The organism is Streptomyces sp. NBC_01003, from assembly GCF_045162695.1.
Lineage (GTDB): Bacteria > Actinomycetota > Actinomycetes > Streptomycetales > Streptomycetaceae > Streptomyces.
This window is the reverse complement of sequence record NZ_CP108707.1, coordinates 5,764,625-5,789,459: the sequence shown is the minus strand read 5'-3', so window position 1 is coordinate 5,789,459 and position 24,835 is coordinate 5,764,625. Positions and strand designations below refer to the sequence as shown.

General features: G+C 70.4%; 22 protein-coding genes. 13 read left to right on the top strand and 9 right to left on the bottom strand.

Annotated elements, in window-relative coordinates; genetic code table 11:
- Positions 1 to 42 precede the first annotated feature (42 nt).
- Together OG698_RS26590 and OG698_RS26585 are read right to left on the bottom strand one after the other, a co-directional pair.
- Entirely contained in the window at positions 43 to 984 is a 942-nt protein-coding gene (locus OG698_RS26590; RefSeq protein WP_406105887.1) for an LLM class F420-dependent oxidoreductase, read from the bottom strand.
- 4 nt (positions 985 to 988) lie between these two features.
- Entirely contained in the window at positions 989 to 2,245 is a 1,257-nt protein-coding gene (locus OG698_RS26585) for an amidohydrolase family protein (RefSeq protein ID WP_406105885.1), read from the bottom strand.
- Positions 2,246 to 2,410: 165 nt separating this feature from the next.
- Between OG698_RS26585 and OG698_RS26580 the strand changes: the two genes are divergently transcribed.
- Together OG698_RS26580 and OG698_RS26575 are read left to right on the top strand one after the other, a co-directional pair.
- Positions 2,411 to 5,410 carry a BTAD domain-containing putative transcriptional regulator gene (locus OG698_RS26580; RefSeq protein ID WP_406105883.1) on the top strand — a complete coding sequence of 1,000 codons (3,000 nt, stop codon included), beginning with the start codon at positions 2,411 to 2,413 and terminating at the stop codon, positions 5,408 to 5,410.
- Between the two features lie 218 nt (positions 5,411 to 5,628).
- Positions 5,629 to 5,799, top strand: coding sequence for a hypothetical protein (locus OG698_RS26575; protein ID WP_165914673.1), 171 nt, complete (start codon positions 5,629 to 5,631; stop codon positions 5,797 to 5,799).
- A 337-nt stretch (positions 5,800 to 6,136) separates the two neighbouring features.
- On the opposite strand, the gene OG698_RS26570 is transcribed toward OG698_RS26575, so the two are convergent.
- Positions 6,137 to 6,556 carry an ATP-binding protein gene (locus OG698_RS26570; RefSeq protein WP_406105882.1) on the bottom strand — a complete coding sequence of 140 codons (420 nt, stop codon included), beginning with the start codon at positions 6,554 to 6,556 and terminating at the stop codon, positions 6,137 to 6,139.
- A 119-nt stretch (positions 6,557 to 6,675) separates the two neighbouring features.
- Here OG698_RS26570 and OG698_RS26565 point away from each other — a divergent pair, with 119 nt between their 5' ends.
- The 3 genes from OG698_RS26565 (at position 6,676) to OG698_RS26555 (ending at position 8,516) form a co-directional block, all read left to right on the top strand.
- Entirely contained in the window at positions 6,676 to 7,521 is an 846-nt protein-coding gene (locus OG698_RS26565) for a helix-turn-helix domain-containing protein (RefSeq protein ID WP_406105881.1), read from the top strand.
- Positions 7,508 to 7,792, top strand: coding sequence for a DUF397 domain-containing protein (locus OG698_RS26560; RefSeq protein WP_406105880.1), 285 nt, complete (start codon positions 7,508 to 7,510; stop codon positions 7,790 to 7,792). The genes OG698_RS26565 and OG698_RS26560 overlap by 14 nt, the downstream gene beginning before the upstream one ends.
- A gap of 250 nt (positions 7,793 to 8,042) precedes the next feature.
- A complete protein-coding gene (locus tag OG698_RS26555; RefSeq protein WP_406105878.1) occupies positions 8,043 to 8,516 on the top strand; it encodes a GNAT family N-acetyltransferase in 474 nt (157 codons plus the stop codon).
- Between the two features lie 148 nt (positions 8,517 to 8,664).
- Here OG698_RS26555 and OG698_RS26550 read toward each other — a convergent pair whose 3' ends face one another.
- The gene (locus OG698_RS26550) at positions 8,665 to 10,248 is read right to left on the bottom strand and encodes a FadD3 family acyl-CoA ligase (protein WP_406105877.1); all 1,584 of its coding nucleotides are present in this window, start codon (positions 10,246 to 10,248) and stop codon (positions 8,665 to 8,667) included.
- 123 nt (positions 10,249 to 10,371) lie between these two features.
- On the opposite strand from OG698_RS26550, the gene OG698_RS26545 reads away from it, so the two are divergent.
- From OG698_RS26545 to OG698_RS26535, 3 genes are all read left to right on the top strand, one after another.
- A complete protein-coding gene (locus tag OG698_RS26545; protein WP_399975184.1) occupies positions 10,372 to 11,523 on the top strand; it encodes a lipid-transfer protein in 1,152 nt (383 codons plus the stop codon).
- A 106-nt stretch (positions 11,524 to 11,629) separates the two neighbouring features.
- Entirely contained in the window at positions 11,630 to 12,082 is a 453-nt protein-coding gene (locus tag OG698_RS26540) for an OB-fold domain-containing protein (protein ID WP_329572845.1), read from the top strand.
- Positions 12,079 to 12,852, top strand: coding sequence for an enoyl-CoA hydratase/isomerase family protein (locus OG698_RS26535; RefSeq protein WP_406105875.1), 774 nt, complete (start codon positions 12,079 to 12,081; stop codon positions 12,850 to 12,852). The genes OG698_RS26540 and OG698_RS26535 overlap by 4 nt, the downstream gene beginning before the upstream one ends.
- A gap of 25 nt (positions 12,853 to 12,877) precedes the next feature.
- On the opposite strand, the gene OG698_RS26530 is transcribed toward OG698_RS26535, so the two are convergent.
- Positions 12,878 to 13,462 carry a hypothetical protein gene (locus tag OG698_RS26530; protein WP_406105874.1) on the bottom strand — a complete coding sequence of 195 codons (585 nt, stop codon included), beginning with the start codon at positions 13,460 to 13,462 and terminating at the stop codon, positions 12,878 to 12,880.
- Between the two features lie 142 nt (positions 13,463 to 13,604).
- On the opposite strand from OG698_RS26530, the gene OG698_RS26525 reads away from it, so the two are divergent.
- Positions 13,605 to 14,366 carry a hypothetical protein gene (locus OG698_RS26525; RefSeq protein ID WP_406105873.1) on the top strand — a complete coding sequence of 254 codons (762 nt, stop codon included), beginning with the start codon at positions 13,605 to 13,607 and terminating at the stop codon, positions 14,364 to 14,366.
- A gap of 157 nt (positions 14,367 to 14,523) precedes the next feature.
- Here the strand turns inward: OG698_RS26525 and OG698_RS26520 are convergent, their stop codons facing one another.
- Entirely contained in the window at positions 14,524 to 16,938 is a 2,415-nt protein-coding gene (locus tag OG698_RS26520; RefSeq protein WP_406105871.1) for a PQQ-binding-like beta-propeller repeat protein, read from the bottom strand.
- A 225-nt stretch (positions 16,939 to 17,163) separates the two neighbouring features.
- Positions 17,164 to 17,850: a VOC family protein gene (locus OG698_RS26515; RefSeq protein ID WP_406105869.1), complete on the bottom strand. Its 687-nt coding sequence runs from the start codon at positions 17,848 to 17,850 to the stop codon at positions 17,164 to 17,166.
- A gap of 299 nt (positions 17,851 to 18,149) precedes the next feature.
- Between OG698_RS26515 and OG698_RS26510 the strand changes: the two genes are divergently transcribed.
- The gene (locus OG698_RS26510; protein ID WP_100596046.1) at positions 18,150 to 18,797 is read left to right on the top strand and encodes a TetR family transcriptional regulator; all 648 of its coding nucleotides are present in this window, start codon (positions 18,150 to 18,152) and stop codon (positions 18,795 to 18,797) included.
- A gap of 98 nt (positions 18,798 to 18,895) precedes the next feature.
- Here the strand turns inward: OG698_RS26510 and OG698_RS26505 are convergent, their stop codons facing one another.
- The gene (locus OG698_RS26505; protein WP_399975167.1) at positions 18,896 to 19,372 is read right to left on the bottom strand and encodes a nitroreductase family deazaflavin-dependent oxidoreductase; all 477 of its coding nucleotides are present in this window, start codon (positions 19,370 to 19,372) and stop codon (positions 18,896 to 18,898) included.
- Positions 19,372 to 20,580 (bottom strand): acyl-CoA dehydrogenase family protein, encoded by a 1,209-nt coding sequence (locus OG698_RS26500; protein WP_406105867.1) that lies wholly within the window; start codon positions 20,578 to 20,580, stop codon positions 19,372 to 19,374. The genes OG698_RS26505 and OG698_RS26500 overlap by 1 nt, the downstream gene beginning before the upstream one ends.
- A 202-nt stretch (positions 20,581 to 20,782) precedes the next feature.
- Here OG698_RS26500 and OG698_RS26495 point away from each other — a divergent pair, with 202 nt between their 5' ends.
- The 3 genes from OG698_RS26495 to OG698_RS26485 all read left to right on the top strand — a co-directional run bounded on the left by OG698_RS26495 (position 20,783) and on the right by OG698_RS26485 (position 24,746).
- Positions 20,783 to 21,961 (top strand): thiolase C-terminal domain-containing protein, encoded by a 1,179-nt coding sequence (locus tag OG698_RS26495; RefSeq protein WP_406105865.1) that lies wholly within the window; start codon positions 20,783 to 20,785, stop codon positions 21,959 to 21,961.
- A gap of 223 nt (positions 21,962 to 22,184) precedes the next feature.
- A complete protein-coding gene (locus tag OG698_RS26490) occupies positions 22,185 to 23,141 on the top strand; it encodes a hypothetical protein (protein WP_329572827.1) in 957 nt (318 codons plus the stop codon).
- A 153-nt stretch (positions 23,142 to 23,294) separates the two neighbouring features.
- Positions 23,295 to 24,746: an amino acid permease gene (locus tag OG698_RS26485; protein WP_399975256.1), complete on the top strand. Its 1,452-nt coding sequence runs from the start codon at positions 23,295 to 23,297 to the stop codon at positions 24,744 to 24,746.
- Positions 24,747 to 24,835 lie beyond the last annotated feature (89 nt).

Sequence of the window (24,835 nt, the reverse complement as noted above, 5' to 3'; positions counted from 1 at the left end):
CAATCGGTGAGGTGCCTGGTCGTTGCCTGGCCGTTCAGGTGCTCAGTCGTTCAGGTGCGGAGCGACGTCGGCGCCGAACGCCGCCATCTGGTCGGTGAGTTCACCCAGGCTCCGGGAGCGGAACCGGACCTGGATCTGGTGCACGCCCATCGCGCCGTACGCGCGCAGCGACTCGGCGAGGGCCTGTGGGGCGCCGGACAGGGTGCGCCGGCCGACATGCCACGCGGGCTCGCCCACGTACAGGGGCTCGGCGATCGCTCCCACGGTGACGGGAGCCTCGATGCCCGCCTCCTCCCGCAACCGCCGCAACTTCGCGATCTGTCCGGGCAGTTGCTCGCGCGTGTCCCCCTGCGGCAGCCACCCGTCCCCCTTCACGGCGGCGCGGCGCACAGCGGGAGCCGAGGAGCCGCCCACCCACACGGGAACGCGGCTCTGCGCGGGACGCGGCCGCTGCCCGAGCCCCTCGAACGCGTACCGCTCCCCCTTGAACGACGGATACTCCTCGGGCCCGAGCGCCGCCTTCAATGCGTCCAAGGCCTCGTCGAGCACGGCCCCGCGCCGCGCGAAGTCGACCCCGAGCGCCTCGAACTCCTCCTGTACGTGCCCTGCCCCGACCCCGAGGATCAGGCGGCCCCCGGAGAGGTGGTCGAGGGTGGCGTACTGCTTGGCGGTCGCCAGCGGATGGCGCAGGCCGACGATCGCGACGTGGCTCATGAGACGCACGTTCTCGGTGATGCCCGCGAGGTAGGCGAGCGTGGCCACCGGGTCGTACCAGACGGTGCTCATCGCGTCGGCGAGGCGGCGCGGGATGGCGACGTGGTCGCAGCAGGCGATGTAGTCGAAGCCTGTGCGGTCGGCGGTGCGGGCGATCTCGGCGAGGTCGGCGGCGCCTGCCCCGGCTTCCCAGCCCTCGGCGTACATCGTGGACTGGGACTGGATGGGGAGCTGGATGCCGTAGGCGAGGTGCGACGTCCCGGACTTCATGGGGTCACTCACCACCCTGCCCCGCCCAGAGCCCGTCGCCGGTCAGCCCCAGCAGGTCGATGGCGTTGCCGCGCACGATGCGCTCGACGACGTCCGCGTCCAGGTGCCCCATCTGCGCCTCGCCGACCTCCTTCGACTTCGGCCAGGTGGAGTCGGAGTGCGGGTAGTCGGTCTCGTAGAGCACGTTCGCGACGCCGATCGCGTCGAGGTTCTTCAGCCCGAACGCGTCGTCGAAGAAGCAGCCGTAGACGTGGTCGGCGAAGTACTCGGAGGGACGCTTGCGGACCTTGTCGGCGACGCCGCCCCAGCCGCGGTTCTCCTCCCAGACCACATCCGCGCGCTCCAGGATGTACGGGATCCAGCCGATCTGACCCTCGGCATACATGATCTTGAGGTTCGGGAAGCGCTCGAACTTGCCGCTCATCAGCCAGTCGACCATCGAGAAGCAGCAGTTGGCGAAGGTGATGGTCGAGCCGACGGCGGGCGGCGCGTCGGGCGAGGTCGACGGCATCTTGCTGGACGACCCGATGTGCATGGCGATGACGGTGCCGGTCTCGTCACAGGCCCGCAGGAAGGGGTCCCACTCGTCCGTGTGGACGGACGGCAGGCCCAGGTGCGGCGGTATCTCGGAGAACGCGACGGCACGCACGCCACGGGCGGCGTTGCGACGCACCTCTGCCGCGGCCAGCTCGGCGTCCCAGAGGGGGACGAGGGTGAGCGGTATGAGCCGCCCCTGCGCCTGCGGCCCGCACCACTCCTCCACCATCCAGTCGTTGTACGCGCGCACGCCGAGCAGCCCGAGCTCCCGGTTCTTGGCCTCGGTGAACGTCTGCCCGCAAAAACGCGGAAAGGTGGGGAAACAGAGCGCGGACTGGACGTGGTTGACGTCCATGTCGGCGAGCCGAGCGGGCACGTCGTACGAGCCCTTGCGCATCTGCTCGTACGTGATGACCTCGAGCTTGATCTCGTCGCGGTCGTATCCGACGGCGGTGTCGAGTCGGGTGAGGGGCCGGTGCAGGTCTTCGTAGACCCACCAGTCACCGATCGGCCCCTCCTCCCCGGGCGCGCCCATGACGGGCGCGAACTTGCCGCCCAGGAACGTCATCTCCTTCAGGGGCGCGCGCACGATGCGCGGGCCCTCGTCCCGGTATTTGGCCGGGAGGCGGTCCTGCCAGACGCCGGGCGGTTCCACAGTGTGGTCGTCCACCGAAATGATCCGCGGGAAGCCCTGGGGGCTCTCCTTGCTCTCACTGGTCTCCATGTCGACCACGGTAGCGCTGATCTGACGACCCGTCAGCTCTCTGGACGGCGGGGACATGAGGTGAGGTGTCTGTGATGGCTGTCTCGCGCGGCTGACGCATCCGCCATGAACAAGGCAAACTGGCCTCGTCGTCTTTGGATCTGACGCGTGCGGCAGGGGGCAGCGATGGACGGTGTACCGCGGGTACCGGAGCAGCGGAGCGCCGGGACCTCCGAGGGCGCCGGGAGCACCGAGCTGCCCGAGGCCACGGAGGTCCCGGTGGGCCTGCGCTTCAGCGTGCTCGGCCCGGTGCGCGCCTGGCGCGGCGACGAGCTCCTGACCACGGGCTCACCACAGCAGCGCGCCCTGCTCGCGGCGCTCCTGCTGCGCGAGGGCCGCACGGCGACGGCCGCCGAGCTGATCGACGCCCTGTGGGGCGACGAGCCCCCGTCGCAGGCCCTGGCCGCCGTCCGTACGTACGCCTCCCGCCTGCGCAAGATCCTCGACCCCGGCGTCCTGGTCAGCGAGTCCGGCGGCTACGCGATCCGCTCCGTCAGCGGCGACGCGCTCGACCTGGCCGCGGCGGAGGCGCTGCGCTCCGACGCCGAGAAGGCCCGGGGCGCCGGAGACCTGTGCAAGGCGCGCGAGCTGGTCAACCGGGCGCTGGCCCTGTGGGACGGCGAGCCTCTCGCCAACATCCCCGGCCCGTACGCCGAGACCCAGCGCGCCCGCCTCGAGGAATGGCGCCTCGGCCTGCTCGAATCCCGCCTCGACATGGACCTGGAGCAGGGCTGCCACGCGGAGGCGGTCTCCGAACTCACCGCCCTCACCGCGGCGCACCCCCTGCGCGAGCGCCTGCGCGAACTGCTCATGCTGGCCCTCTACCGCTCCGGCCGCCAGGCCGAGGCCCTCGCCGTCTACGCCGACACGCGCCGCCTCCTCGCCGACGAACTCGGCGTCGACCCGCGCCCCGGCCTCGCCGAACTCCAGCAGCGCATCCTCCAGGCCGACCCGGCGCTCGCGGAACCGTCCGCCCCGGCGACGGAACCTTCTGCGGCGCCCCTCCGGCCCGCCCAACTCCCCGCTACGGTCCCGGACTTCACGGGCCGCTCCTCATTCGTGACCGAGCTGCGCGACATCCTGTCCTCGGCCTCCTCCCCCGACGGGGAGGGCCAGGTCATGGCGGTGTCGGCGGTGGCCGGCATCGGCGGCGTGGGAAAGACGACGCTCGCCGTCCACGTGGCCCACGCCGCCCGCCCCTCGTTCCCCGACGGCCAGCTGTACGTCGACCTCCAGGGCGCGGGCTCACGCGCGGCGGAACCGGAGACGGTCCTCGGCTCGTTCCTGCGCGCGCTCGGCACGGCGGACTCGGCGATCCCTGACTCCCTGGAGGAGCGCTCCGCGCTCTACCGCTCCACGCTCGACGGCCGCCGAGTCCTGGTCCTCCTGGACAACGCCCGCGACGCGGCCCAGGTCCGTCCCCTGCTCCCCGGCACGGAGGGCTGCGCCGCGCTCATCACGGGCCGCGTACGGATGGTCGACCTGGTGGGCGCGCATCTCGTGGACCTGGACGTGATGTCGCCGGAGGAGGCGCTCCAGCTCTTCACGAAGATCGTGGGCGCGGAGAGGGTGGCCTCGGAACGGGAAGCGGCCCTGGACGTGGTCGCCGCCTGCGGCTTCCTCCCCTTGGCGATCCGCATCGCGGCGTCGCGCCTGGCGGCCCGCCGCACATGGACGGTCTCGGTCCTCGCGGCGAAGCTCGCGGACGAGCGCCGCCGCCTCGACGAACTCCAGGCGGGCGACCTGGCGGTCAAGGCGACGTTCGAACTGGGCTACGGCCAACTGGAGCCGGCCCAGGCCCGCGCCTTCCGGTTGCTGGGTCTCGCGGACGGCCCGGACATCTCCCTGGCGGCGGCAGCGGCGGTGCTGGACCTGCCGGTCGAGTCGACCGAGGACCTCCTGGAGTCACTGGTCGACACCTCATTGCTGGAATCCGCCGCACCCGGCCGCTACCGCTACCACGACCTGGTCCGGCTCTACGCGCGTGCGTGCGCGGAACGGGATGAACTGCCGCCGGAGGAGCGGGGGGCGGCTATGTCTCGGTTGCTGGACTTTTATCTGGCTACGGCGGCCAGGGTTTATGCGATAGAGCGGCCGGGGGATCGCCTGGTGGATCACTTGGAGGCGACGCAGTACGCGGGGCTGCGGTTCACCGAAGGGGCCGCTGCTTTGGATTGGCTCTATACCGAGGCTGCCGCTCTGCTGGCCTGCGTGCGACAGGCCGCGGGCACGGACCGGTTGCGGCGGGCCGTGGATCTGCTGTGGGCGGCGAAAGACCTGACCGAATCGGGGGCCAACTCCCACCAGTACGAGACGACGGCCAGAGCGATGTGTGGTGCCACGCGCTCTGCGGGAGACGCTCGCGCCGAGGGCAGGGCGCGGACGACACTCACCAACGTCCTCCTTGTCTCTGGACGTATCCAGCAGGCAGCGGAGCAGGCACAGCTCGCCATGGAGTACGCAACCAGCGCGGAAGACACGACCGCGATCAGCTGGGTGGCCAATGACCGGGGCCTCGTCTCGCTGCACCAGCACCAGTACGCGGACGGGAAGGCCTGTTTCGACCAGGCAATCGAGGGCCACCGCGCGGCGAGCAACAGACTCGGCGAAGCTGTCACGCTGGCCAATCTCTCGCGCGCCTATCTCGGTATGGGCGACGTCGCGAGGGCGGTCGAGATCGCCCAGCACTCTCTGGCAGTACACGCCGAGCTGGGCAAGCCGATGCGTCGTGCCAGTGGGCACTACGCCCTCGGCGTGGCCCTGACTCACGCCGGCCGTCACGCCGAGGCTCTCGGCCAGTTCTCCGACGCTCTGGGCATCTTTACCGAGCATCGCCAGCGTCTTTGGGAGGGGGCAACCCACTTCCGGATCGCCGCTGCACACCTCGCCGCCCAGCACCCGCCACAAGCAGCTCAGCACGCCGAACAAGCCCTCGCCCTGGGTTGTATTGGTGGTGACCGAATGCGGGGCAATGTCCTGACACTCCTGGGACGGGCGCTCTCTGCCCTGGGGCAGGCAGACCGGGCGCGGGTCTGCTGGCAGGAGGCACTCGGTCTCTACGAACAGAACGGGGCCCCCGAAGCCGATGAGGCACGCAACTTGCTCAGGCCCGCCACGGCAGCGTGAATGACGGCACTGACATGGGTCAGTTGCGGGCGTTCAGCATTCGTTTATCGCTGCCCGGCACTCTCATACGTGTCACACCGTCGCGTCGGGGGGCAGACGGTCTGGCCAGGAGCCCAGCCAGCTAGTGTGTGCGGCTCCGAAACGCCCGTCCAGCGGCCCTCGGGGGAGCTTCTGGGCGGGCGTTCCTCACTCGTCGAAACAGCAGAGGACAGAAGCTCATGACTGAGAAGAAGAAGGACCCGCAGTTCACGACGCAGGACAACTCCATGCCGGCGCCGCCCAAGGACGAGACCATCACCACGATGGACAACTCCATGCCTGCGCCGCCCAAGGACGAGACCATCACCACGATGGACAACTCCATGCCTGCGCCGCCCAAGGACGCCTAAGACTTTCTTCCCGACGGGGATCGGCCGCGGCGGCGCGGAGGGGGAGCCGTCGCGGCCGAGTCATGTCCGGGCGAGGCGACTCGCTCAGGCCAAGCCGGTCAACCGGCGCACATGGATTCCGTCGGGCGGTAGTGGCGGTAGTAGGGGCGGGTCAGCGGCTCGTCGGACACATCGACTCGGTAGTCCGCCGCCGCCTCGCGAGCGTACGGGCTGCGGGGCCGCGCACGCGGGGGCGGCGGCGCGACCGGCACCGGCCTCGCCGCCGGGACGGCCCGGCGTCGGGTGCCCCCGCCCGGCAACAGCCACGCAAGCACCCGCCCCAGCAGCGCGAGCAGCACTACTCCTCCCCCGCTTCGACCTCACACCACACCGTCTTCGACGCCGCGCCCTGTTCCACGCCCCACCGCAGTGCCACCGCATCCAGCAGTACGAGGCCCCGCCCCGACTCGTCCTCCCCCGTCGCGCGCAGCAGCACGGGGAGGACGCGCGGGTCGGGATCCGTGACCTCGACCCGGACCCCGGCTCCCTGCACCCGCGCCACCCGCACCCGAACCGGCGTCCCCTCCCCCACATGCCGGATCACGTTCCCCAGCAACTCGCTCACACAGAGCTGCACTTCGGAGCAGGCCGCACCCAAGTGCCCGCGCACCGCTCTGCGCAGCTCAGGCACGGCCTTCGGGACGGCGAGCAGCTCGACGGCCAGTTCGGGCGGGCTCACTACCTTCGCGCCGGCAGCGGTGGGGGTTTGGTGGTGCATGCGTACGCCTTCCCGTCGAGTGCACTCCGTGACGAATCAGTCACACAGTGACGGTGGGCGGCGTAGCGTGAAAGGGGTTTGGGTTACGCAGAGCAACTGGCAAACGGTGGTGGTGAGTTGTGTCCTCCCGCAAGAATCCCGACGCTTCGGCGAACGTCCCCTCCTTCTACGGCGCCGAATTGCGCTTCAAGAGGGAACTCGCGGAGCTCACCCTCGAACAACTGGCAGAGGGAAGCTTCCGTGGGGTTCCGTTCCTCAGTCAGATCGAGCGCGGCGAGCGCCGTATGCCCCTGGACCTGGCCAGGCACGTGGACGAGAAGCTCGGTACCGACGGCTTTTTCCAACGGCGTTGTGAAGATGCACGCAAGGCGCGGCAGTCGGGTCACGCGGAGTACTTCGCGGATGTCGCCGAGATGGAACAGCACGCGGAGACCATCGAGGACTGGGCGCCGATGATCGTGCCTGGGTTGCTTCAGACGGCGGCGTACGCGCGCGCGATCGTGCAGGCGGCCATGCCCCGGGCCAGGGGCGAAGAGGTCGAAGAGAAGGTGGCGGCCCGCATGGCGCGGGCAGGGCTCTTCGACTCCGAGAACCCCCCTTCGTTCTGGGCGATCCTCGACGAATCTCTGATCCGTCGCCGTGTCCTCCCAGGCGACGAGATGGCCGAACTACTGGATCACATCGCGGAAGTGGTCCACGCAAGCCGCTCCATTTTGCAGATCGTTCCGGAAACCGCCGCAGCCCATCCGTTCATGATGGGCATGACCCGGATCATGACCTTCTCGGATGCGCCACCGGTGGTGTACGCGGAGAGCCTGCACAGTGGCCAACTCATCGATTATCCGGCCCTCGTGAAGCAGTACCGGGAGTCGTACGATCTGCTCAGGGCCGCCGCACTGCCGCCAGAGGCGACCCTGGCCCTGATCCAGGCAGCGGCAGAGGACTATCGAAATGGCAAGCACTGAGATCGACTTGAGCGCCGCCCGCTGGCGTAAGAGCAGCTACAGCAACGGAACGGGCGGCGAATGCGTCGAGATCGCCGAGGCCTTCCCCGGCGCCGCCCACTGGACGAAGAGCACCTACAGCAACGGCGACGGCGGGCTCTGCGTCGAGGTAGCCCAAGGCCACCCCGCCCTCGTCCCCGTCCGGGACTCCAAAACCGCCCCCTCCGGCGGCCCCGTCCTCCTCTTCCGTACCCCCGCCTGGGCAGCCTTCGTAGCCGACCTGAAGCGCTGACCCTCAGCGAGAGAGCAGTGATCGGCAGATCCCGGCCACCCAGCCCTTGCCACAGCGCCCCCTCCCTGACCCATATCCGCCAATACCCGCCCGCCCCCGCTGTCCCCTCTGACCCATCAAGGTGCCGGTGCGCGGCAGGCGATGCGTCGGGCTGCGCGTCCGGGGCAGATGGCCGCAACGGCTCACTGACGTCCCGCTTCAGCGGGTTAACCGGTGGATCGAGTCTTGGCCGGCCTTGTAGGTTCCCGACGTGAGCGATGACGGCAAGACTCGTATCCGATGCGCGGCGGAGGCGGATGCAGGCGTGATCGCCCGCATCCACATGACCTCTCGGTCGGCGACCATGCCCTATCTGCCCCCGCAGAAGCGGAATCACGAGCAGGTGACCCGATGGGTCCGGGACATCCTGCTCAAGCAATGTCGTACCTGGGTCGCGGTGCGTGACGCGGAGATCGCCGGCTATGCGGCTCTTGACGGTGACGTGCTCGAAGACCTCTATCTGCGTCCGGACGTCCGTCGGCAGGGAATCGGCACGCTACTGCTCGATGAGGTGAGGCGGCACAGTCCTGAGGGGGTGTCCCTGCACGTCTTTCAGCAGAACACCGATGCCCGCGCCTTCTACGAGCGCCACGGTTTCACCGTCCTCGACACCAGCGATGGTGATCGCAATATGGAGAACCTGCCCGACATGACGCTTCGCTGGACACCGGACAGCGCGCGGTAGCCGGCCGTGCCGCTCAGGGGCCGAAGACTCAGGCGGCGTTACCCGGGTCTGCCTTGTTGTTCGCTGCCCAGCGCAGGATGCGCCAGTTCTCCATCACCGGGACTCTGCTGCCGCCCGCCGGAGCGAGCGGCGGCAGCAGCACACGACCTCACCGGCCCCGCAACTCCCCCTTCACCACCTTCCCGCTCGCGTTGCGCGGGAGTTCGGGCAGGAATTCCACCGCTCGCGGCACTTTGTAGTTCGCCATCTCGCGGCGGGACCAGGCGATCAGGTCGTCGGCCGTGAGGACGGAACCCGGGCGCCGTACGACGTACGCCTTGCCGACCTCCCCGAGCCGGCCGTCCGGGACGCCGATCACGGCGACGTCGGCCACGTGCGGGTGGAGGCCGAGGAGCTGTTCTATCTCGGCCGGGTACGCGTTGAAGCCGCCGACGATGAACATGTCCTTGATGCGGTCGGTGATACGAAGATTTCCGGAGTCGGACAGCACGCCCACGTCGCCCGTCCGCAGCCAGCCGTCCTCCGTGAACGCCTCGCGCGTCGAGACCTCGTCCTCGAAGTAGCCGCTCATGACGTTGAAGCCGCGGACCAGGACCTCGCCGGGTTCGCCGGGGCCGGGCGAGTCGACGCGTACCTCCGTGTCGGGTATCGCCCGGCCGGACGTCGACGCGATCACCGACGCCTCGTCGCCGCGGCGGCACATCGTCACGATGCCGCTCGCCTCGGAGAGGCCGTATGCGGTGAGGACGGTGTCGATGTGGAGTTCGGAGCGGAGGCGCTCGACGAGTTGGAGGGGGACCACCGCCGCGCCCGTCACCACGAGTCGTAGCGCCGACAGGTCGTGGGAGGTGCGGTTCGGGTGGTCCAGGAGTGACTGGTGGAGCGTGGGCGGGCCGGGGAGTACGGAGATGCGCTCGGCGGCGATGTTGGCGAGGACCGTGTCCACGTTGAAGACGGGCTGCGGGACCATCGTCGCGCCGCGCATCAGGCAGGCGATGATGCCCGCCTTGTAGCCGAAGGTGTGGAAGAACGGGTTCACGATGAGGTAGCGGTCGCCTTCGCGGAGGCCGGCCAGATCGGACCAGATCGCATAGCCGCGCAGGGTCTGGGCGTGGGTGATCACCGCGCCCTTGGGGCGGCCCGTGGTGCCCGAGGTGAAGATGATGTCGGAGGGCGAGGAAGGGGCGATCGCCGCCGCGCGGGACCGGACCGTCTCGCCTGCGATTCCCTCGCCGCCCGCCAGGAAGTCCTTCCAGGTCCGCCACACGCGTGGGTCCTCTTCGGCGGGCGAGGTGTCGGGGGCCGTGTCGGCGAGGACCACCACCTGTTCCAGAGACGGGAGTTCGGCGTTCGCCCGGCGCAGGGACGCCACGTACGACGTGCCGAGGAACGTGCCCGTCACGAACAGGAGCTTCGCGCGGGAGCGGGCCAGGATGTAGGCCGCCTCCGCGCCTTTGAAGCGCGTGTTGAGGGGGACGAGGACGGCGCCCGCGGTCACCGCACCCAGGGCGGAGACGATCCAGTCGAGGGTGTTGGGCGCCCAGACCGCGACCCGGTCGCCGGGTTCGACGCCGCTCGCGATGCACGCGGCGGCGGCTCGTTCGACGCGGTCGCCGAGTTCCGCGTACGAGATGCGTGTACGGCCCTCGACGACGGCCTCACGCTCCCCGTACCGTTCGGCTGCCGCACGCACCAGTTGGGGAACGGTGCCCCACTCCAGGTCCCCGCGCATCGCACGACCTCCACACCCGTAGCCGACCCGTAGCTGACTATCCGTCAGATTAACGGTAGCCTGACGCGCTGTCAGCAGACGGGACGATCGTGGTGGCATCACGACGCGCGGAGGTGGCTTGCGATGGCGGGGCTCAAGGACGCGACGGCCATAGTGGGGATCGGGCAGACGCCCTTCGGCAAACAACTCCCGGAGAGCGAGAAGACGTTGGCGTGCCGGGCGATTCTCGCCGCGCTCGACGATGCCGGGATCGCGCCGTCCGAGGTCGACGCCTTCGCCTCGTACACGATGGAGGAGACCGACGAGGTCGAGGTCGCCAAGGCCGTCGGTGCGGGGGACGTGACCTTCTTCAGCAAGGTCGGATTCGGGGGCGGCGGATCGTGCGCGACCGTCGCGCACCTGGCCGCCGCCGTCGCCACGGGGCAGGCGAGTGTCGGGGTCGCCTGGCGCTCGCGCAAGCGGGGGTCGGGGCCGCGCCCGTGGAAGAACACGGCGGTCCAGCTGCCGACGCCGGCGCAGTGGACCCGCCCGTACGGGCTGCTGCGCCCCGCCGACGAGATAGCGATGCTCGCGCGGCGCTACATGCACGAGTACGGGGCGACCAGGGACCACCTCTTCAACGTCGCGCTCGCCTGCCGCAACCGCGCCAACCAGAACCCGGCCGCGATGATGTACGAGCGGCCACTGACGCGCGACATGTATATGACGGCCCGCATGATCAGCGAGCCTCTCTGCCTCTTCGACAACTGCCTCGAGACGGACGGCGCGTTGGCGTGCGTCATCGTCTCCGCCGAGCGGGCGCGCGACTGCCGCCAGAAGCCGGTGTACGTGCACTCGGTCGCGCAGGGGCTGCCGTCCCAGCACCACGGGATGGTCAACTACTGGAACGACGATCCACTGACGGGTCCGGCCTGGACCGCCGCCCGACACCTGTGGAAGCAGGCCGACTTCGGGCCGGAGGACGTGGACGTCGCCCAGATCTACGACGCGTTCACGCCACTGATCCCGCTGTCCCTGGAGGGGTACGGGTTCTGCGGGCGGGGCGAGGGCGGGGCGTTCACGGAGGGCGGGGCGCTGGAGATCGGCGGACGCCTGCCGCTGAACACGGGCGGCGGCGGCCTCAGCGAGGCGTACGTCCACGGCTTCAACCTGATCAACGAAGGCGTGAAACAGCTACGCGGCATCAGCACGGCACAGGTACCGGGCGCGGGGACATGCCTGGTGACGGCGGGCGAGGGGGTACCTACGTCGGCATTGCTGCTGCGGGGGGCGTGAGGAGCGGGCGGTGGAGAGGCGGGCGGTGGAGGGGCGGGAGCCCTGACCGCCCCTCCCCTCACGGAGTCGGACTGACAACTGACAAAAAGGGAAGTTGGATTGACCAATGACAGAATCTGAAATCTGTTATCTGTCACCTGTCATCGATGACGACGGTGCACCCTTCTGGCACTACGCCGCCCAATCCCAGCTCCGCATCCAGTCCTGCGCCTCCCCCACCTGCGGTGAGCTGCGGTTTCCGCCTCGTCCGTGCTGCCCGCACTGCGGGTCGTTCGAGAGTGAGTGGCGGCTCATGAGCGGGCGCGGGCGGATCTGGTCCTACGTCGTTCCGCATCCGCCGCTGCTGCCCGCGTACGCCGCCGTCGCCCCGTACAACGCGATCATCGTCGAGCTGGCCGACGCCCCGCGGATCCGGCTCGTCGGGAATCTGGTGGCCTCCGCCGACGCGGCCCTGAACTCCGTCGACCCCGCGCGGCTGCGCATCGGCGCCAAGGTGCAGGTCGTCTTCACCGACGTCGACGGTGTGACGATGCCGCGCTGGGTTCTGGAGCGGCCGTGAGCGTGCGCGTCGAGACCGACAAGGAGAGCGGGGTCGCGGTCGTCACCCTCGACCGGCCCGAGCGTCACAACGCGATCGACCTGGCGACCGCCGATGAACTCGCCGCTGTGTGGCGGGGGTTCAGGTTCGACGACTCCGTGCGCGCCGTCGTCGTCACCGGCGCCGGTGAGCGGGCCTTCTGTACAGGGATCGACCGCGACGCCGATGTGCCGCAGCCGCAGTCCCCGTACAGCATCGACGATCCGCTCGTCGCGGTCGGGCCGAAGGCCAATGACCTGTGGAAGCCCGTCGTCGCCGCCGTCAATGGCATGGCGTGCGGCGGGGCGTTCTATCTCATCGGCCAGAGCGAGTTCGTCGTGGCCGACGAGAGCGCCACCTTCTTCGACCCGCATACGACCTACGGCATGGTCAGCGCCTACGAGACCATCCACCTCGCCCAGCGCATGCCGTTCGGCGAGGTGGCTCGGATGGCGCTCATGGGGACCGCCGAGCGGATCTCGGCCCGGCGTGCTCACGAGACCGGGCTCGTGTCCGAACTCACCGAGCCCGGCGGTGCGTTGGCGGCATCGGTACGCTGCGCCGAGACGATCGCGTCGTATCCGACCGAGGCCGTGCAGGGCACGGTGCGGGCGGTGTGGGCGGCCAAGGAGGCGGCGCGCACGCAGGCCCTCGCGCACGCGCCGCAGCTGATCGCCCTGGGAAATCTGCCTCCGGAGCGGCAGGCGGAGCTGTTCGCCACAAGGCGCTCGGGCGACTTCCGGGTGCGGTGAGCAAGTGAGCGGGTGACCAACGAGGTCAGACCGTGGTCGCCCACGGGTTAGCGCACTTGCTCACCTTCGACGCCTTGCTCGGAACCGTCATCCTGAGCGTGACGGTCTTGGTCTCGCCCGCGTCGAGGGTCACGCTCTCGTCGACGTTCTCGACGAGGTTGCCGCGGGCGTCCAGGAGCTCGACCGAGATGCCGAAGTCGTACGTGCTCGCCTTAAGGGAGGTGACGCGCACGCTCACTGTCGAGTCGGCCTTCCTCGAGGCGCGGCTCCGCTTGCCGGCCCTGCGGTCGGGTCCGGCGCAGTCCACGATCACGAACGTGGCGTCACCGGTGTTGGCGGCCGTGGACGTCGGGGTCGGCGTGGTGTCGCTCCCGCCCGACGACCCGTACGAGTCGTCGTCGTAGTCGTCATCGTCGTAGTCGCTGTGGTGTGAACCGTTGTAGCCGCCGCCGTGGTTCTGCTTCGAGCTGGAGCAGCCGCCTCCGCTGCTACTGCTGCTGCTGTGCCCCCTGCTCTTGCCCGAACCGTGCCCGCGGCCCGTCGAGAATCCGGTCAGTGCGAGTACGACCACGGCCGCCACTGCCGTGAGCTTCAGTCCTCGTCGCAACATCCTTCTGCTCCCCCGAAAATATGGTGATCCGTGCGTTCCTTTTGGCGACCCGACACCGTAGCAGCGCCGCGTGGCGAGGGGTGTGCTCCCGGCGTAGCGTCGGGACCGAGAGCCGAACCTGGCCGCACTCAGGAGGCTGCGCATGGTCCGCAACGTCCTTGGGGCGATCCTCGCTCTCCTCGGAGCGACGGCCGCCGTTTCCAGCCCCTTCCGTGCGTGGTACGACGGCCGTCACGGGCGCTACTACCGCCTCGGTGACCTGTTCACGGGTGCCGGAGTGACGGACGCGCGTGCGGAGTTGTTCGGTTCCCTCTTCCTGCCGTTCGTGGTGGCCGCCGCCGCGACGCTGATCGGTGTCGTGCTGCGGTCGCGGCTGCTCGTCGCGTTCGCGGGCGTGGTGGTGCTCGCGTTCACCGTGCTGTGGATAGTGCGGGTGGGGCAGGCGGAGGGGCAGATGGTGGTGGCCGGTGACGGCTCCGGGCTCGGTCTGGGGGTGGCCGGCGCCGCCGTCGGCGGTGTACTGCTGCTGCTCGGCGCGGCCGTGATGAGCGGGCGGCAGAAGCGGCTCCCCGAGGACGCGGACCAGGGGTACGCCGGTGACACCGGCCCGGAGCCCACGCACTTCACCGACCCCGTCCCGCCGCCGGCACCCACGCTCGACGGTCCCCAGCACACGCTGGAGGGCCCGATGCAGCCGTACGCCGAGCAGCCCCCGTATCCGGATCCCCCTTACGAGGAGCCCCCTTACGAGGACGAGCGGTACGAGGAGGAGCGGCGGCACGACGAGACGGCGCCGTACGAGCAGCCGTACGAGCAGCCTCGCGACAGGCCGACCGAGCCGTACGAGCAGCCGGGTGAGCAGCCTGGCCGGCACCCGGGTGACAGGCCGACCGACAAGCCCTAGGGGCTTTCGTTTGGATCAGGCCGGATCAGGGAGCGGGGTCATGGGGGTCCCCCCTGCTCGAGCGCAGCCGAGAGCTTGGGGGAGTCGGGGACCGACGACAACGCCGCGAGGTGCGGTGCCAGACCCCGCGAGCCCGGCGTGATCCAAACGAGAGGCCCTAGCGTGCCGAGGCCGTCCCCGTGCCCTTTTCCGCGTCCAGTGCGTACACGCAACGGTCCTTGCTGCACGCGTACACCACGCCGTCCTTGACCACGGGTGCGCCGGTGATCTCGCCGCCCGTGGCGAGCTTCCAGCGGAGACGGCCGTCGTCGGCCTTGAGGGTGTAGAGGAGGTGGTCGGTGGCGCCGAAGTGGATGCGGTTGTCGGCGACGACGGGTGAGCCGACGACCTCGCCGCCCGCCTGGAAGCGCCACTTGGGCGTGCCGGTGACGGCGTCGAGGGTGTAGAGGCCCTGGCCGCTGCCGACGTGGACGTGGCCGTGCGAGACGAGGACCGGCTCGATGGACGAGGGGCGGGGTTCCGTCGCGATGCGCCAGCGGTCGCGGCCGTCGGTGGCGTCGAGGGCGTAGACGGTGCCGAGGTGGTCGGCGAGGTAGACACCGCCGCCGGTGACGGCCGGGCCGGGGGCGAAGGCGGGCGGACAGAGGAACACGGCGGGCGCCTCGAAGTGCCAGCGGACGTGGCCGCTCGCGACGTCGACGGCCAGGACGCGGGTGCCGGCGGCCACGTAGACGTAGCCGTCGGAGGCCTGGGTGAGGCGGACGGGGACGCCGCCGCAGGAGGCCGCGTCGCCGATCGGGTACGACCAGCGCTCCTCGCCGGTCCGGGCCTCCAGCGCGCGGAGCCGGGCGTCCTTCCAGACGTAGACGGTGCCGTCGTGGATGACGGGTCCGGCCTCGGGGGACTCGAAGTCGGTCTGGGCGCCGGTGATCTCCCACAGCTTGTCGCCGTTGACGGCTTCCCAGGCCTGTACGCCGCCGCCGCGGGTGCCGGTGACGACGGTGCCGCGGTCGGCCTTGAGGGAGTACACCCAGGCGTCGGTCTGCAGCCGCCACAGGTCGTGTCCCTCGCGGGCGTCGAGCGCGTAGAGGGTGGGGCCGTCGGAGGCGTGGATACGGCCGTCGGCCACGGCCATGGACCAGGCGACGTCGCGCGTCTTGAAGCGGCGGCGGCCGGTGGACACGTCGAGTGCGTGTACCTCGAAAGAGGTCACGTAGACGAGGTCGCCGGCCACGGACGGGGTGCCCCACACGTCGTTCGACATGCGGAAGCGCCAGGGCCGCCAGGCGGCGCCCGCCTCGGGGGCCGGGGCAGGGATCACGGGATCGGGGGCGCCGTTGACGCCTGGTTTGGGGCGGGACCAGGACGCGGCGAGGCCCGCGTCGGCGGGCGGTGCCTTCACCGCGGCGGCGCGGGCGTCGGCGACGCGCGGGCCGGGGCCGATCGGGACCTGCGCCCCGGCCAGGCGGACGGGCCCGGCGTCGGGTGCGAGGCCCGAGGTGGCGGCGACGGGTGGGGGTACGGGCGTGGGGCGCCAGCCGCCGGTGCCGGGGGCGTGGGACGGGGGCGGGCCGGGGGGCTGGGCAGGCATGGCCGGCATGGGGCCGGGCGAGCCGCCGTGCACGCCCCGTCCGCCGCTGCCGCCGCGGCCGGGACCGCTGCTCTTGACCGGGGGCCGTCCGCCCCTGCGTTCCTCGATGAGCGCGACGGAGCGCTCGGGGAGCCAGGCAGACGCGGTGCCGCTGTCGTCGCTGCCGGAGCCGAAGAGGTGCGGGGCGAGCTGGGCCTGGAGGTCCGCGGGCGAGGGCCGCAGCGGTGCCTCCATCTTCATGCAGGACTCGATGAGCGGCCGCAGCTCGGCGGGCAGTCCTTCGATGTCGGGGCCTTCGCGCAGCAGCATGAAGACGGTCTCGACGGGGTTGGCGCCGTGGAAGGGGGCGTGTCCGGTGGCGGCGAAGACGAGGGTGGAGCCGAGGGAGAAGACGTCGGAGGCCCCGGTGACGCTCCGGGAGTCCTTGGCCTGCTCGGGCGACATGTAGGCGGGGGTGCCGACGGCGACGTTCGTCATGGTCAGGCGGGTGTTGGAGACGCCGGACGCGATGCCGAAGTCGATGACGCGGGGGCCGTCCTCGACGACGAGCACGTTCGACGGCTTCAGGTCGCGGTGGACGAGGCCCGCGCCGTGGATGGACTGGAGGGCCTCGGCGATTCCGGCGGCGAGCCAGCGCACCGCCTGGGCCGGCAGCGGCCCGCACTCGTTCACTATTTCTTCGAGGGAAGGCGCGGGGACGTAGGCGGTGGCGAGCCACGGCACGGCGGCGCGCGGGTCGGCGTCGACGACGGCTGCCGTGTAGAAGCCGGATACGGCGCGGGCCGCCTCGACCTCGCGGGTGAAGCGGACGCGGAAGAGCTGGTCCTCGGCGAGTTCGGTCCGCACGGTCTTGATCGCCACGCGCCGGCCGGATGCCGAGCGCGCGAGATAGACGAGTCCCATGCCACCGGCGCCGAGCCGTCCCAGGACCTCGAACGGGCCGATCCGCCTCGGATCGTGCTGCGTCAGCTGATCCACCACTTGCCTGCCTCCCCGTACGGGACCGGGTCGCTGTGCACAGTCCCCGGTCAGCGTCTCACCACCGAAGCGCTACGGCGGCACGCACCCCGATTCTTCCTGTACGGGCCTCCGGTTGCGAACCCGGGGGCAAATCGGGGTGTCACGGGAGAGGTGCCGCATTACGGGTGGATTCCGCGAGGGAGGAAGAGGAGCGGGAGGGAGTGGGAGGGGCGCGGAGGGACCCGTTCAGCCTTGGTGGAGGGCGAAGGCGGCGCCCTGGTTGTCGGTGAGGACGGCCACGCGTCCGTACGCGGTGTCGAACGGTTCTTCCTCTACGCGGCCGCCGAGGCGGGTGGCGGCGTCGGCCGTGGCCTCGCAGTCGGTGACGGCGAAGTGGACGAGGAAGTGGGCGGGGGCGTCGCCAGTGGCGATGGATGAGCCGAGGTCGGTGGCGCCGTGGCCCAGGACCGACGCGTAGAAGGGGGCGACGGTCGCCCTGTCGCGCGCGTGGAGCTCGGTCCGGCGGAACGTGCCGGGTTCCCCCTGCACCTCGAAGCCGATGTGGGTGCCGGGCTGCCAGAGACCGAAGACGGTGCCTTCGGGGTCGGCCGCGAGCGCCATCGTGCCGAAGGGGCCGATGGAGAGGGGTTCGACGAGCAGCCGCCCGCCGGCGTCCCGCACGGCGGAGGCGAGCGTCTCCGCGTCGCGGGCCTTGAAGTAGACGGTCCAGCCGGTGGGCGTGCGGCCGTCGCGGTCCGGGGCGAGGGCGGCGACGCTCCTGCCGCCGCTGTAGGCCTGCGTGTAGTAGCCGTACTCCGCGCCCGCGCCCTCGTCGAAGGTCCAGCCGAAGAGGTCGCCGTAGAAGCGCTTGCCCGACTCCACGTCGGGGAGCGCGGCGTCGGCCCAGCAGGGGGCGCCCTCGGCGAACTCCATCGGCCTGCGTCCTTCCTGTTCACCTGCCGTACGCAGGTGTGCCGTACGTCACTATGGGGACGGGTGTCCCCTGGGTGGCAGGGTGCCGCGTCCGCGGGCCGGCGACACGTTCAATTCGAACACTTGGCCAATTTTATCCACGGAGTTTTCCACAGGCTGTTGATAACGTGTGCGATCCCACCGGCCCCCACATGCGCAAAAGCCCCGGGCGGCCCCTCATCAACCCATGTGCCGGAGCCCCCAACCCCATTTGCAGTCGGCCGAATCGCGCTCCGATCACCCCTCGGTAAGCTGACGGCATGACAGGACAAGTACGTACCGTCGACGGCCGAGTGGCCGGACGGCGTGGTCAGGCGACGCGTCAGAAGCTGCTGGAGTGCCTCGGCGAGATGCTCAGCTCCTCGCCCTACCGGGACGTCAAAGTCATTGATGTGGCCCGGAAGGCAGGCACCTCACCGGCGACCTTCTACCAGTACTTCCCGGACGTCGAGGGTGCCGTCCTGGAGATTGCCGAGCAAATGGCCACGGAGGGCGCCGGGTTGACCCAGCTCCTCGAGGGCCGCTCGTGGGTCGGCAAGGCCGGCTGGCAGACCTCGCAGGAACTCGTGGACGGGTTCCTCGAGTTCTGGCGAAAGAACGATGCGATCCTGCGCGTCGTCGACCTCGGCGCGGCCGAGGGCGACAAGCGCTTCTACAAGATCCGCATGAAGATCCTGAACTCCGTGAACAACTCCCTTACGGATACGGTCAAGGAGCTCCAGGCCAAGGGCAAGGTCGACAAGGACGTGAGCCCCGCCGCGATGGCCGGTTCGCTCGTCGCGATGCTCGCGGCAGTGGCCTCCCATCAGAAGGGCTTCCAGACCTGGGGCGTCAAGCAGGCCGAACTCAAGCCCAATCTGGCCCTGTTGGTGCATCTGGGCGTCACCGGCAAGAAGCCGACGAAGTAACCCCGAAGCGGTCCTTCGGGTTTCCCGGTCCTGTCGAGCAGCGGCGGTTCGCGTCTCACGTGAGCCGCCGCTGTTGCAGTTCCTGCCGCTGGTCCGCCCTATCGGCGCACCAGCCGGAAGAGCCTGATCTCCCGCTCCACCCTCGCCTGGTACTTCGCGTACGGCGGCCAGAACGTGAGCACCGCCGCCCAGGCCTGTGCCCGCTCGCCGGAGTCGAGCAGCCGCGCGGTGACCGGGATGTCCTCGCCCTTCCAGTTGATGTCGGCGTCCGGGTGGGCCATCAGGTTCGCCGTCCACGCGGGGTGTCCCGGGCGGCCGAAATTGGACCCGATCAGCAGCCAGGTGCCCGCCTCGCCCTCAGGCATGCAGGCGAGTGGCGTACGCCGTGGCAGTCCGCTCTTCGCGCCGCGCGCGGTCAGGATGACCCCCGGCAGCATCTGGGCGCTGAGCAGCACCTTTCCCCGGGTGAGCCGGTGCACGGTGCGGTCCATCGCGGGGATGAAGTGGGGGGCCACGCGGGCGAAGGCGCGGGTCGACGAGACCTTCTGCAGCAGTCTTGCTCCGGGTGGTGCCATCAGGCGGTCGCCTCCTGGCGGGTGAAGAGCTCGGCGGATTCCGCGGCGCGTGCGCGCAGCAGGTGGACGGGGCCGAAGAGGAGTTCGTCGCCGGTCGCGCGCTTGAGGTAGAGGTGGGCGTCATGCTCCCAGGTGAAGCCGATGCCGCCGTGCAGCTGGACGGCCTCGGACGCTGCGGTGCGCAGCGCTTCCAGGGCCTGGGCGAGAGCGAGACCGCCCGTCCGTTCGCCGCTCCCGGAGCCCGCCGCCCAGGCCGCGTAGTACGCCGCGGAGCGCGCCGCCTGCACCTGGACGTAGACGTCCGCGAGGCGGTGCTTGACCGCCTGGAAGGAGCCGATGGGCCGCCCGAACTGCTCGCGCTGGCGCACATGCTCGACGGTCCGTTCCAGGGCGCGCTCGGCGGCGCCGACGGCTTCCGCGGCCAGTACGGTCGCGGCCGCGTCGCCCATGGCGGAGAGGACGCCGGCCACCTCGCCGCCCCCGCCCTCTCCTGAGCCGAGCAACTCGGCTGCCACGTCCCGTAGTTCGACCCGGGCGCGGGGGCGTGTCTCGTCGAGGGACGTCTGGCGGGTCCTGACGACTCCCTCCGCGTCGCCGTCCACGAGGAAGAGCAGGGTGCGTGAGCGGGCGAAGCCGCCGGTGTGCGCGGCGACGATCAGGAGGCCGGCGCTGTGTCCGTCGAGGACCTGGTCGGCCTGCCCGTACAGCCTCCAGCCACCGTCATGGCGGTCGTCCTGCCTGGCCTGGACGCCGCCCGCGCGGCCACCGCCGGACCAGTCGCCGCGATTGTCGCCGGTCAGGCCCAGCGCGGTGGCGAGGCCCTCGCCGGGTACGGCGAGGGTGGCGGTCAGGGCGCCCGAGGCGATGCGGGGCAGCAGTTCGGCGCGCTGGGCCTCGGTGCCGAGGGCGAGGACGAGCGGGGCGGCGAGCGCCGCCGTGGCCAGGAGCGGAGTGGGGGCCAGTGCGCGGCCCGACTCCTCGCAGGCCAGGGCCAGTTCGGTGGTCCCGCAGCCGACTCCGCCGTATTGCTCGGGGAGGGCCAGGCCGGGCAGGCCCAGTTCACCGCCGAGGGCCGCCCACAGGGCCGGGTCGTAGCCGGCGGGGGTGCCGACCGCGGCCTTGACGTCCTCTGGGCCGCAGCGCTTGTTCATGAGTTCGTGCAGGGTGCGGCGGATCTCGTCCTGTTCCGCGGTGAAGGCGGCGTCCATACGGGCTCCTCCCCGGGGTCCGGCGACCCCGGACCCCCTGTTCTGACGGGGCGTCATGTTAGGGCGGCGGGGACGGGATGCACAGAGATATGCGCAGAGGTATGTACAGCGGTATGCACAGACGTAAGTGCAGAGGTGTGCGCGGGCGTACACACAGAGAGACCCTCTGGCGGATCAGTCGATCTGATGTACCGTCAGATTCATGACTGCCGCACTTCACGGTTCCCGCCGGGTCGCCATCGCCGGCATCGCCCTCTCCGACTGCGGCCGCGTGGACGAGGCCACTCCCTATGCCCTGCACGCCCAGGCCGCCCGCCGCGCCGTGGCCGACGCCGGACTCACCCCCGACGTCGTCGACGGGTTCGCCAGCGCGGGCCTCGGCATCCTCGCGCCGGTCGAGGTGGCCGAGTATCTGGGGCTCACACCCCGCTGGGTGGACTCGACTTCGGTCGGCGGCTCCACCTGGGAGGTGATGGCGGCGCACGCGGCGGACGCCATCGCCCAGGGCCATGCCCGCGCGGTCCTGCTCGTCTACGGGTCGACGGCCCGCGCCGACATCAAGGCCGGACGGCGCACGTCGAACCTGAGCTTCGGCGCCCGCGGCCCCCTCCAGTTCGAGGTGCCGTACGGGCACTCGCTGATCGCCAAGTACGCGATGGCGGCGCGGCGCCACATGCACGAGTACGGCACCACCCTTGAGCAGCTCGCCGAGGTCGCCGTGCAGGCGCGGGCGAACGCCGCGCTGAACCCGGAGGCCATGTTCCGCGACCCGGTCACCGTGGACGACGTGCTCGACGGGCCGATGATCGCGGACCCGTTCACCAAACTGCACTGCTGCATACGCTCGGACGGCGGCGCCGCCGTGCTGCTCGTCGCCGAGGACCTGCTCCCCGACTGCGCCAAGTCCCCGGTGTGGGTGCTCGGTTCGGGCGAGTACGTGTCGCACACGACGATGTCCGAGTGGGACGACTTCACCGTGTCCCCGGCGGCCGTCAGCGGAAAGCTCGCCTTCGAGCGGGCGGGCGTCACGCCCGACGAGATCGACCTCGCGGAGATCTACGACGCCTTCACGTACATGACGCTGGTGACCCTGGAGGATCTGGGGTTCTGCGCGAAGGGCGAGGGCGGACCGTTCGTGGAGAAGGGACGGCTGCTGCGGGACGGCGGGCTCCCCACGAACACGGACGGCGGTGGCCTGTCGGCCCAACACCCGGGAATGCGGGGCCTGTTCCTGCTGGTGGAAGCGGTACGACAGCTGCGGGGCGAGGCCGGGGAGCGCCAGGTGCGCAAGGAGGGCGGGCGGCTGCCGCGGCTCGCGGTGGCGTCCGGCACGGGCGGATGGTTCTGCTCATCGGGAACGGTGGTGCTCGGCACATCCTGAGGCCTAGTCCAGGAGGCCGCGTCCATAAGAAACGGGGAACCGGCACAATAAATTTGCAATTTCAATAAACCGCTCGCGAACCCGAAATCGGATCGTGAGACGCGCGCCGCGTCATAAATAACCCGGACCCTGTTATTTCGGATACACAGTTTCCGTAGGGCATGATCCTGAGTAGGGTGCTCCCCGTCGTCCGTACGGAAAAGCAGAACAGTGGCAGGGGAGCATGACCGCCGGCTCGTTCGAAGGACAGTACGTCTGGCATCCCGCCGCCGACGACCGAGAGCTGGCCAGGGCCTGCACGGACTTAAAGGCGGGCCGCTACTTCGGCGCGCACTCGGTCCTCAAGGAGACGCACGGCGACTTCGGACTGCGCGCCCACCGCTCCCTCGTCCTGGCCTCCGTCGCCGCCGACTCCGACCTCGCGGAACGCTGGCTGGAGGAGGAGCCCGGCCCCGACGCCGCCCTGCTGTGGGCGCGCGTCGCCGTGTTCCGGACCCTGCGCGCCGCCCAGTCGCACGACCGGCGCATCGGGGCGCTCGGCCGGATAGCGCTCGCCGCCTGCGACCGGGCCGCGGACCTCGCGCCCAAAGACCCCACCCCGTGGGCCGCCCGGCTCTCCATGGCCCGCCTCCAGCGGCCCCGCGACCGCGCGCCGCAGGGCCTGCTCACCGAGCCCCGCGGCCCCTGGGCTCAGTTCGAGCACGTCACGCGCCTCGACCCCTGGCACCGCGAGGCCCACCACCAGTTCCTGGCGTTCTTCTTCACCCGGCACGGCGGCACCGCGAACGCGGCCTGGGACGTGGCCGCGTATCTGAGCCAGCGCGCCCCGGCCTCGTCGCCGCTGCGCCTGCTGCCCCTGGTCACCCTCGTCGAGGGCCACAACCCGGCGCACCTCCTCGCCGAGCACACCTGGGACCAGCCGCAGTGGAAGGCGACGGCCCTCGGCGCGTACCGGAACTGGCTGCCGCAGGTGGCCGGTTACCGCTTCACGCCGGTGCTCGACCTGGCGTATCTGGCGCACGCGCTGCACATGGCGCAATGCGTCTTCGAGGCGCGGGCGGTGCTCACGGCCATGGGCCCGTACGCGTCCCGCATGCCGTGGAGCGTCTTCGGTGACCCCGGGGAACAGCTCAGCAGGGCGCGGCGCGCGTGCGGCCTGCCGGTCCCCCACGGCACCTGACCCCCACCCGCCCCACAGGTTTCGGAAATTCCCCCACACCGGAAGGCCGAGGTTGTGTCCGACCCCCTGACCAGCGCACCCACTCCCCCCACGTCCCCCACCAGATCCGGGCGGCCCGCCGCCGCGCTCGACGACGACGCGACGCTGCACGCGATGGGCTACCCGCGGAAGCTGACCCGGCGCTTCAAGGCGTTCGACAATTTCGCGATTTCCTTCACGATCATCAACATCATCTCCGGCATCTTCTCCTCCTTCGGGTTCGGAATGAACGCCGGCGGGCCGCGCATCCTCGTGTTCGGCTGGATAGCCGTCGCGGCCATGGTGCTTTTCGTCGGAGCGTCGATGGCCGAAATTGCATCGGCGTATCCGACGAGCGGGGCGCTCTATTTCTCGGCGGGAAAGCTGGCGAAACGGCACAAGGGTGCCTGGTCCTGGTACACGGGCTGGCTGAATTTCGTGGGACAGGTCGGCGGCACGGCGGCGACGGGCTACGCGGCGGCGACGTTCATCCAGGCGTTCGTCGTCATGCAGTGGCCGTCGTACCACGCGACGGCGCAGCAGACGGTCCTGATCACGGCGGTGATCCTGCTGCTCCAGGCGCTCGCCAACACGTACACGGTGCAACTGGTGGCACTGGTGAACCGGATCTCCGTGTGGTGGCTCCTCGTCGGCATGGTGATCATCGTGGTCGCGCTGATCGCCGTACCGGACCACCACCAGTCGGCGTCGGTCGTCACGCAGTTCACCAACAACACCGGCTTCTCCAACGGGATTTACGCGGCCCTGCTCGGCCTCCTCGTGACCAGCTGGACGTTCACCGGCTTCGACGGCAGCTTCCACATGTCGGAGGAGACGGTCCAGGCGACGGTCAACGCGCCCAAGGGCATCATGCGGGCGATCGGCTACTCCGCCGTCACCGGCCTGATCCTGATGCTGGCCCTCGTCTTCGCGATCGGGGACTACGCGGCGGAGGCGAGCGCGTCGGCGCCGCCCGTGCAGATCCTCATCGACGCGCTCGGCATGACGACGGCGAAGCTCCTGCTGCTGATCGTGATCGGCTCGATGCTGTTCTGCGGCCTGGCCAACATGACGAGCAACACCCGTCAGATCTTCGCCTTCTCGCGTGACGGCGCCATGCCGGGCTCCCGCTGGTGGCACTCGGTCTCGTCGCGCACGCGCACGCCCGTGAAGGCCGTGTGGCTCGCGGCGGCCTGCTCGCTGGTCCTCGTGGTGCCGGGCTGGTGGTCGCACACGGCGTTCACCGCGATCGTGAGCGTGAACGTCGTGGGTCTCTACCTCGCGTACGCCGTCCCGATCTATCTGCGCCTGCGCCACGACGACTTCCAGCAGGGGCCGTGGAACCTGGGCCGCTGGGGCAAGCCCGTCGCCGCGATCGCGGTGGTCTGGATCGTGGCGAGCAGCGTCCTGTTCATGCTGCCGCAGGCGTCCCCGATCAACGCGACGTCGTTCAACTACGCGCCGATCGCCCTGGTCGCCGTACTCGTGATCGCGACGGTGTGGTGGTTCGCGACGGCCCGCCGCCGCTTCCAGGGCCCGGTCAGCTACGGCAGCCCGGACGAGGTCGCGGCGATGGACCTCATCTGACGCGACTCATCCGACGGGACTCGCCTGTCGTACGCGTCGCCCCGCCCTCCGGACGGACCGGTCGGCGGGGCGCTCGCGTTCACCGCGAG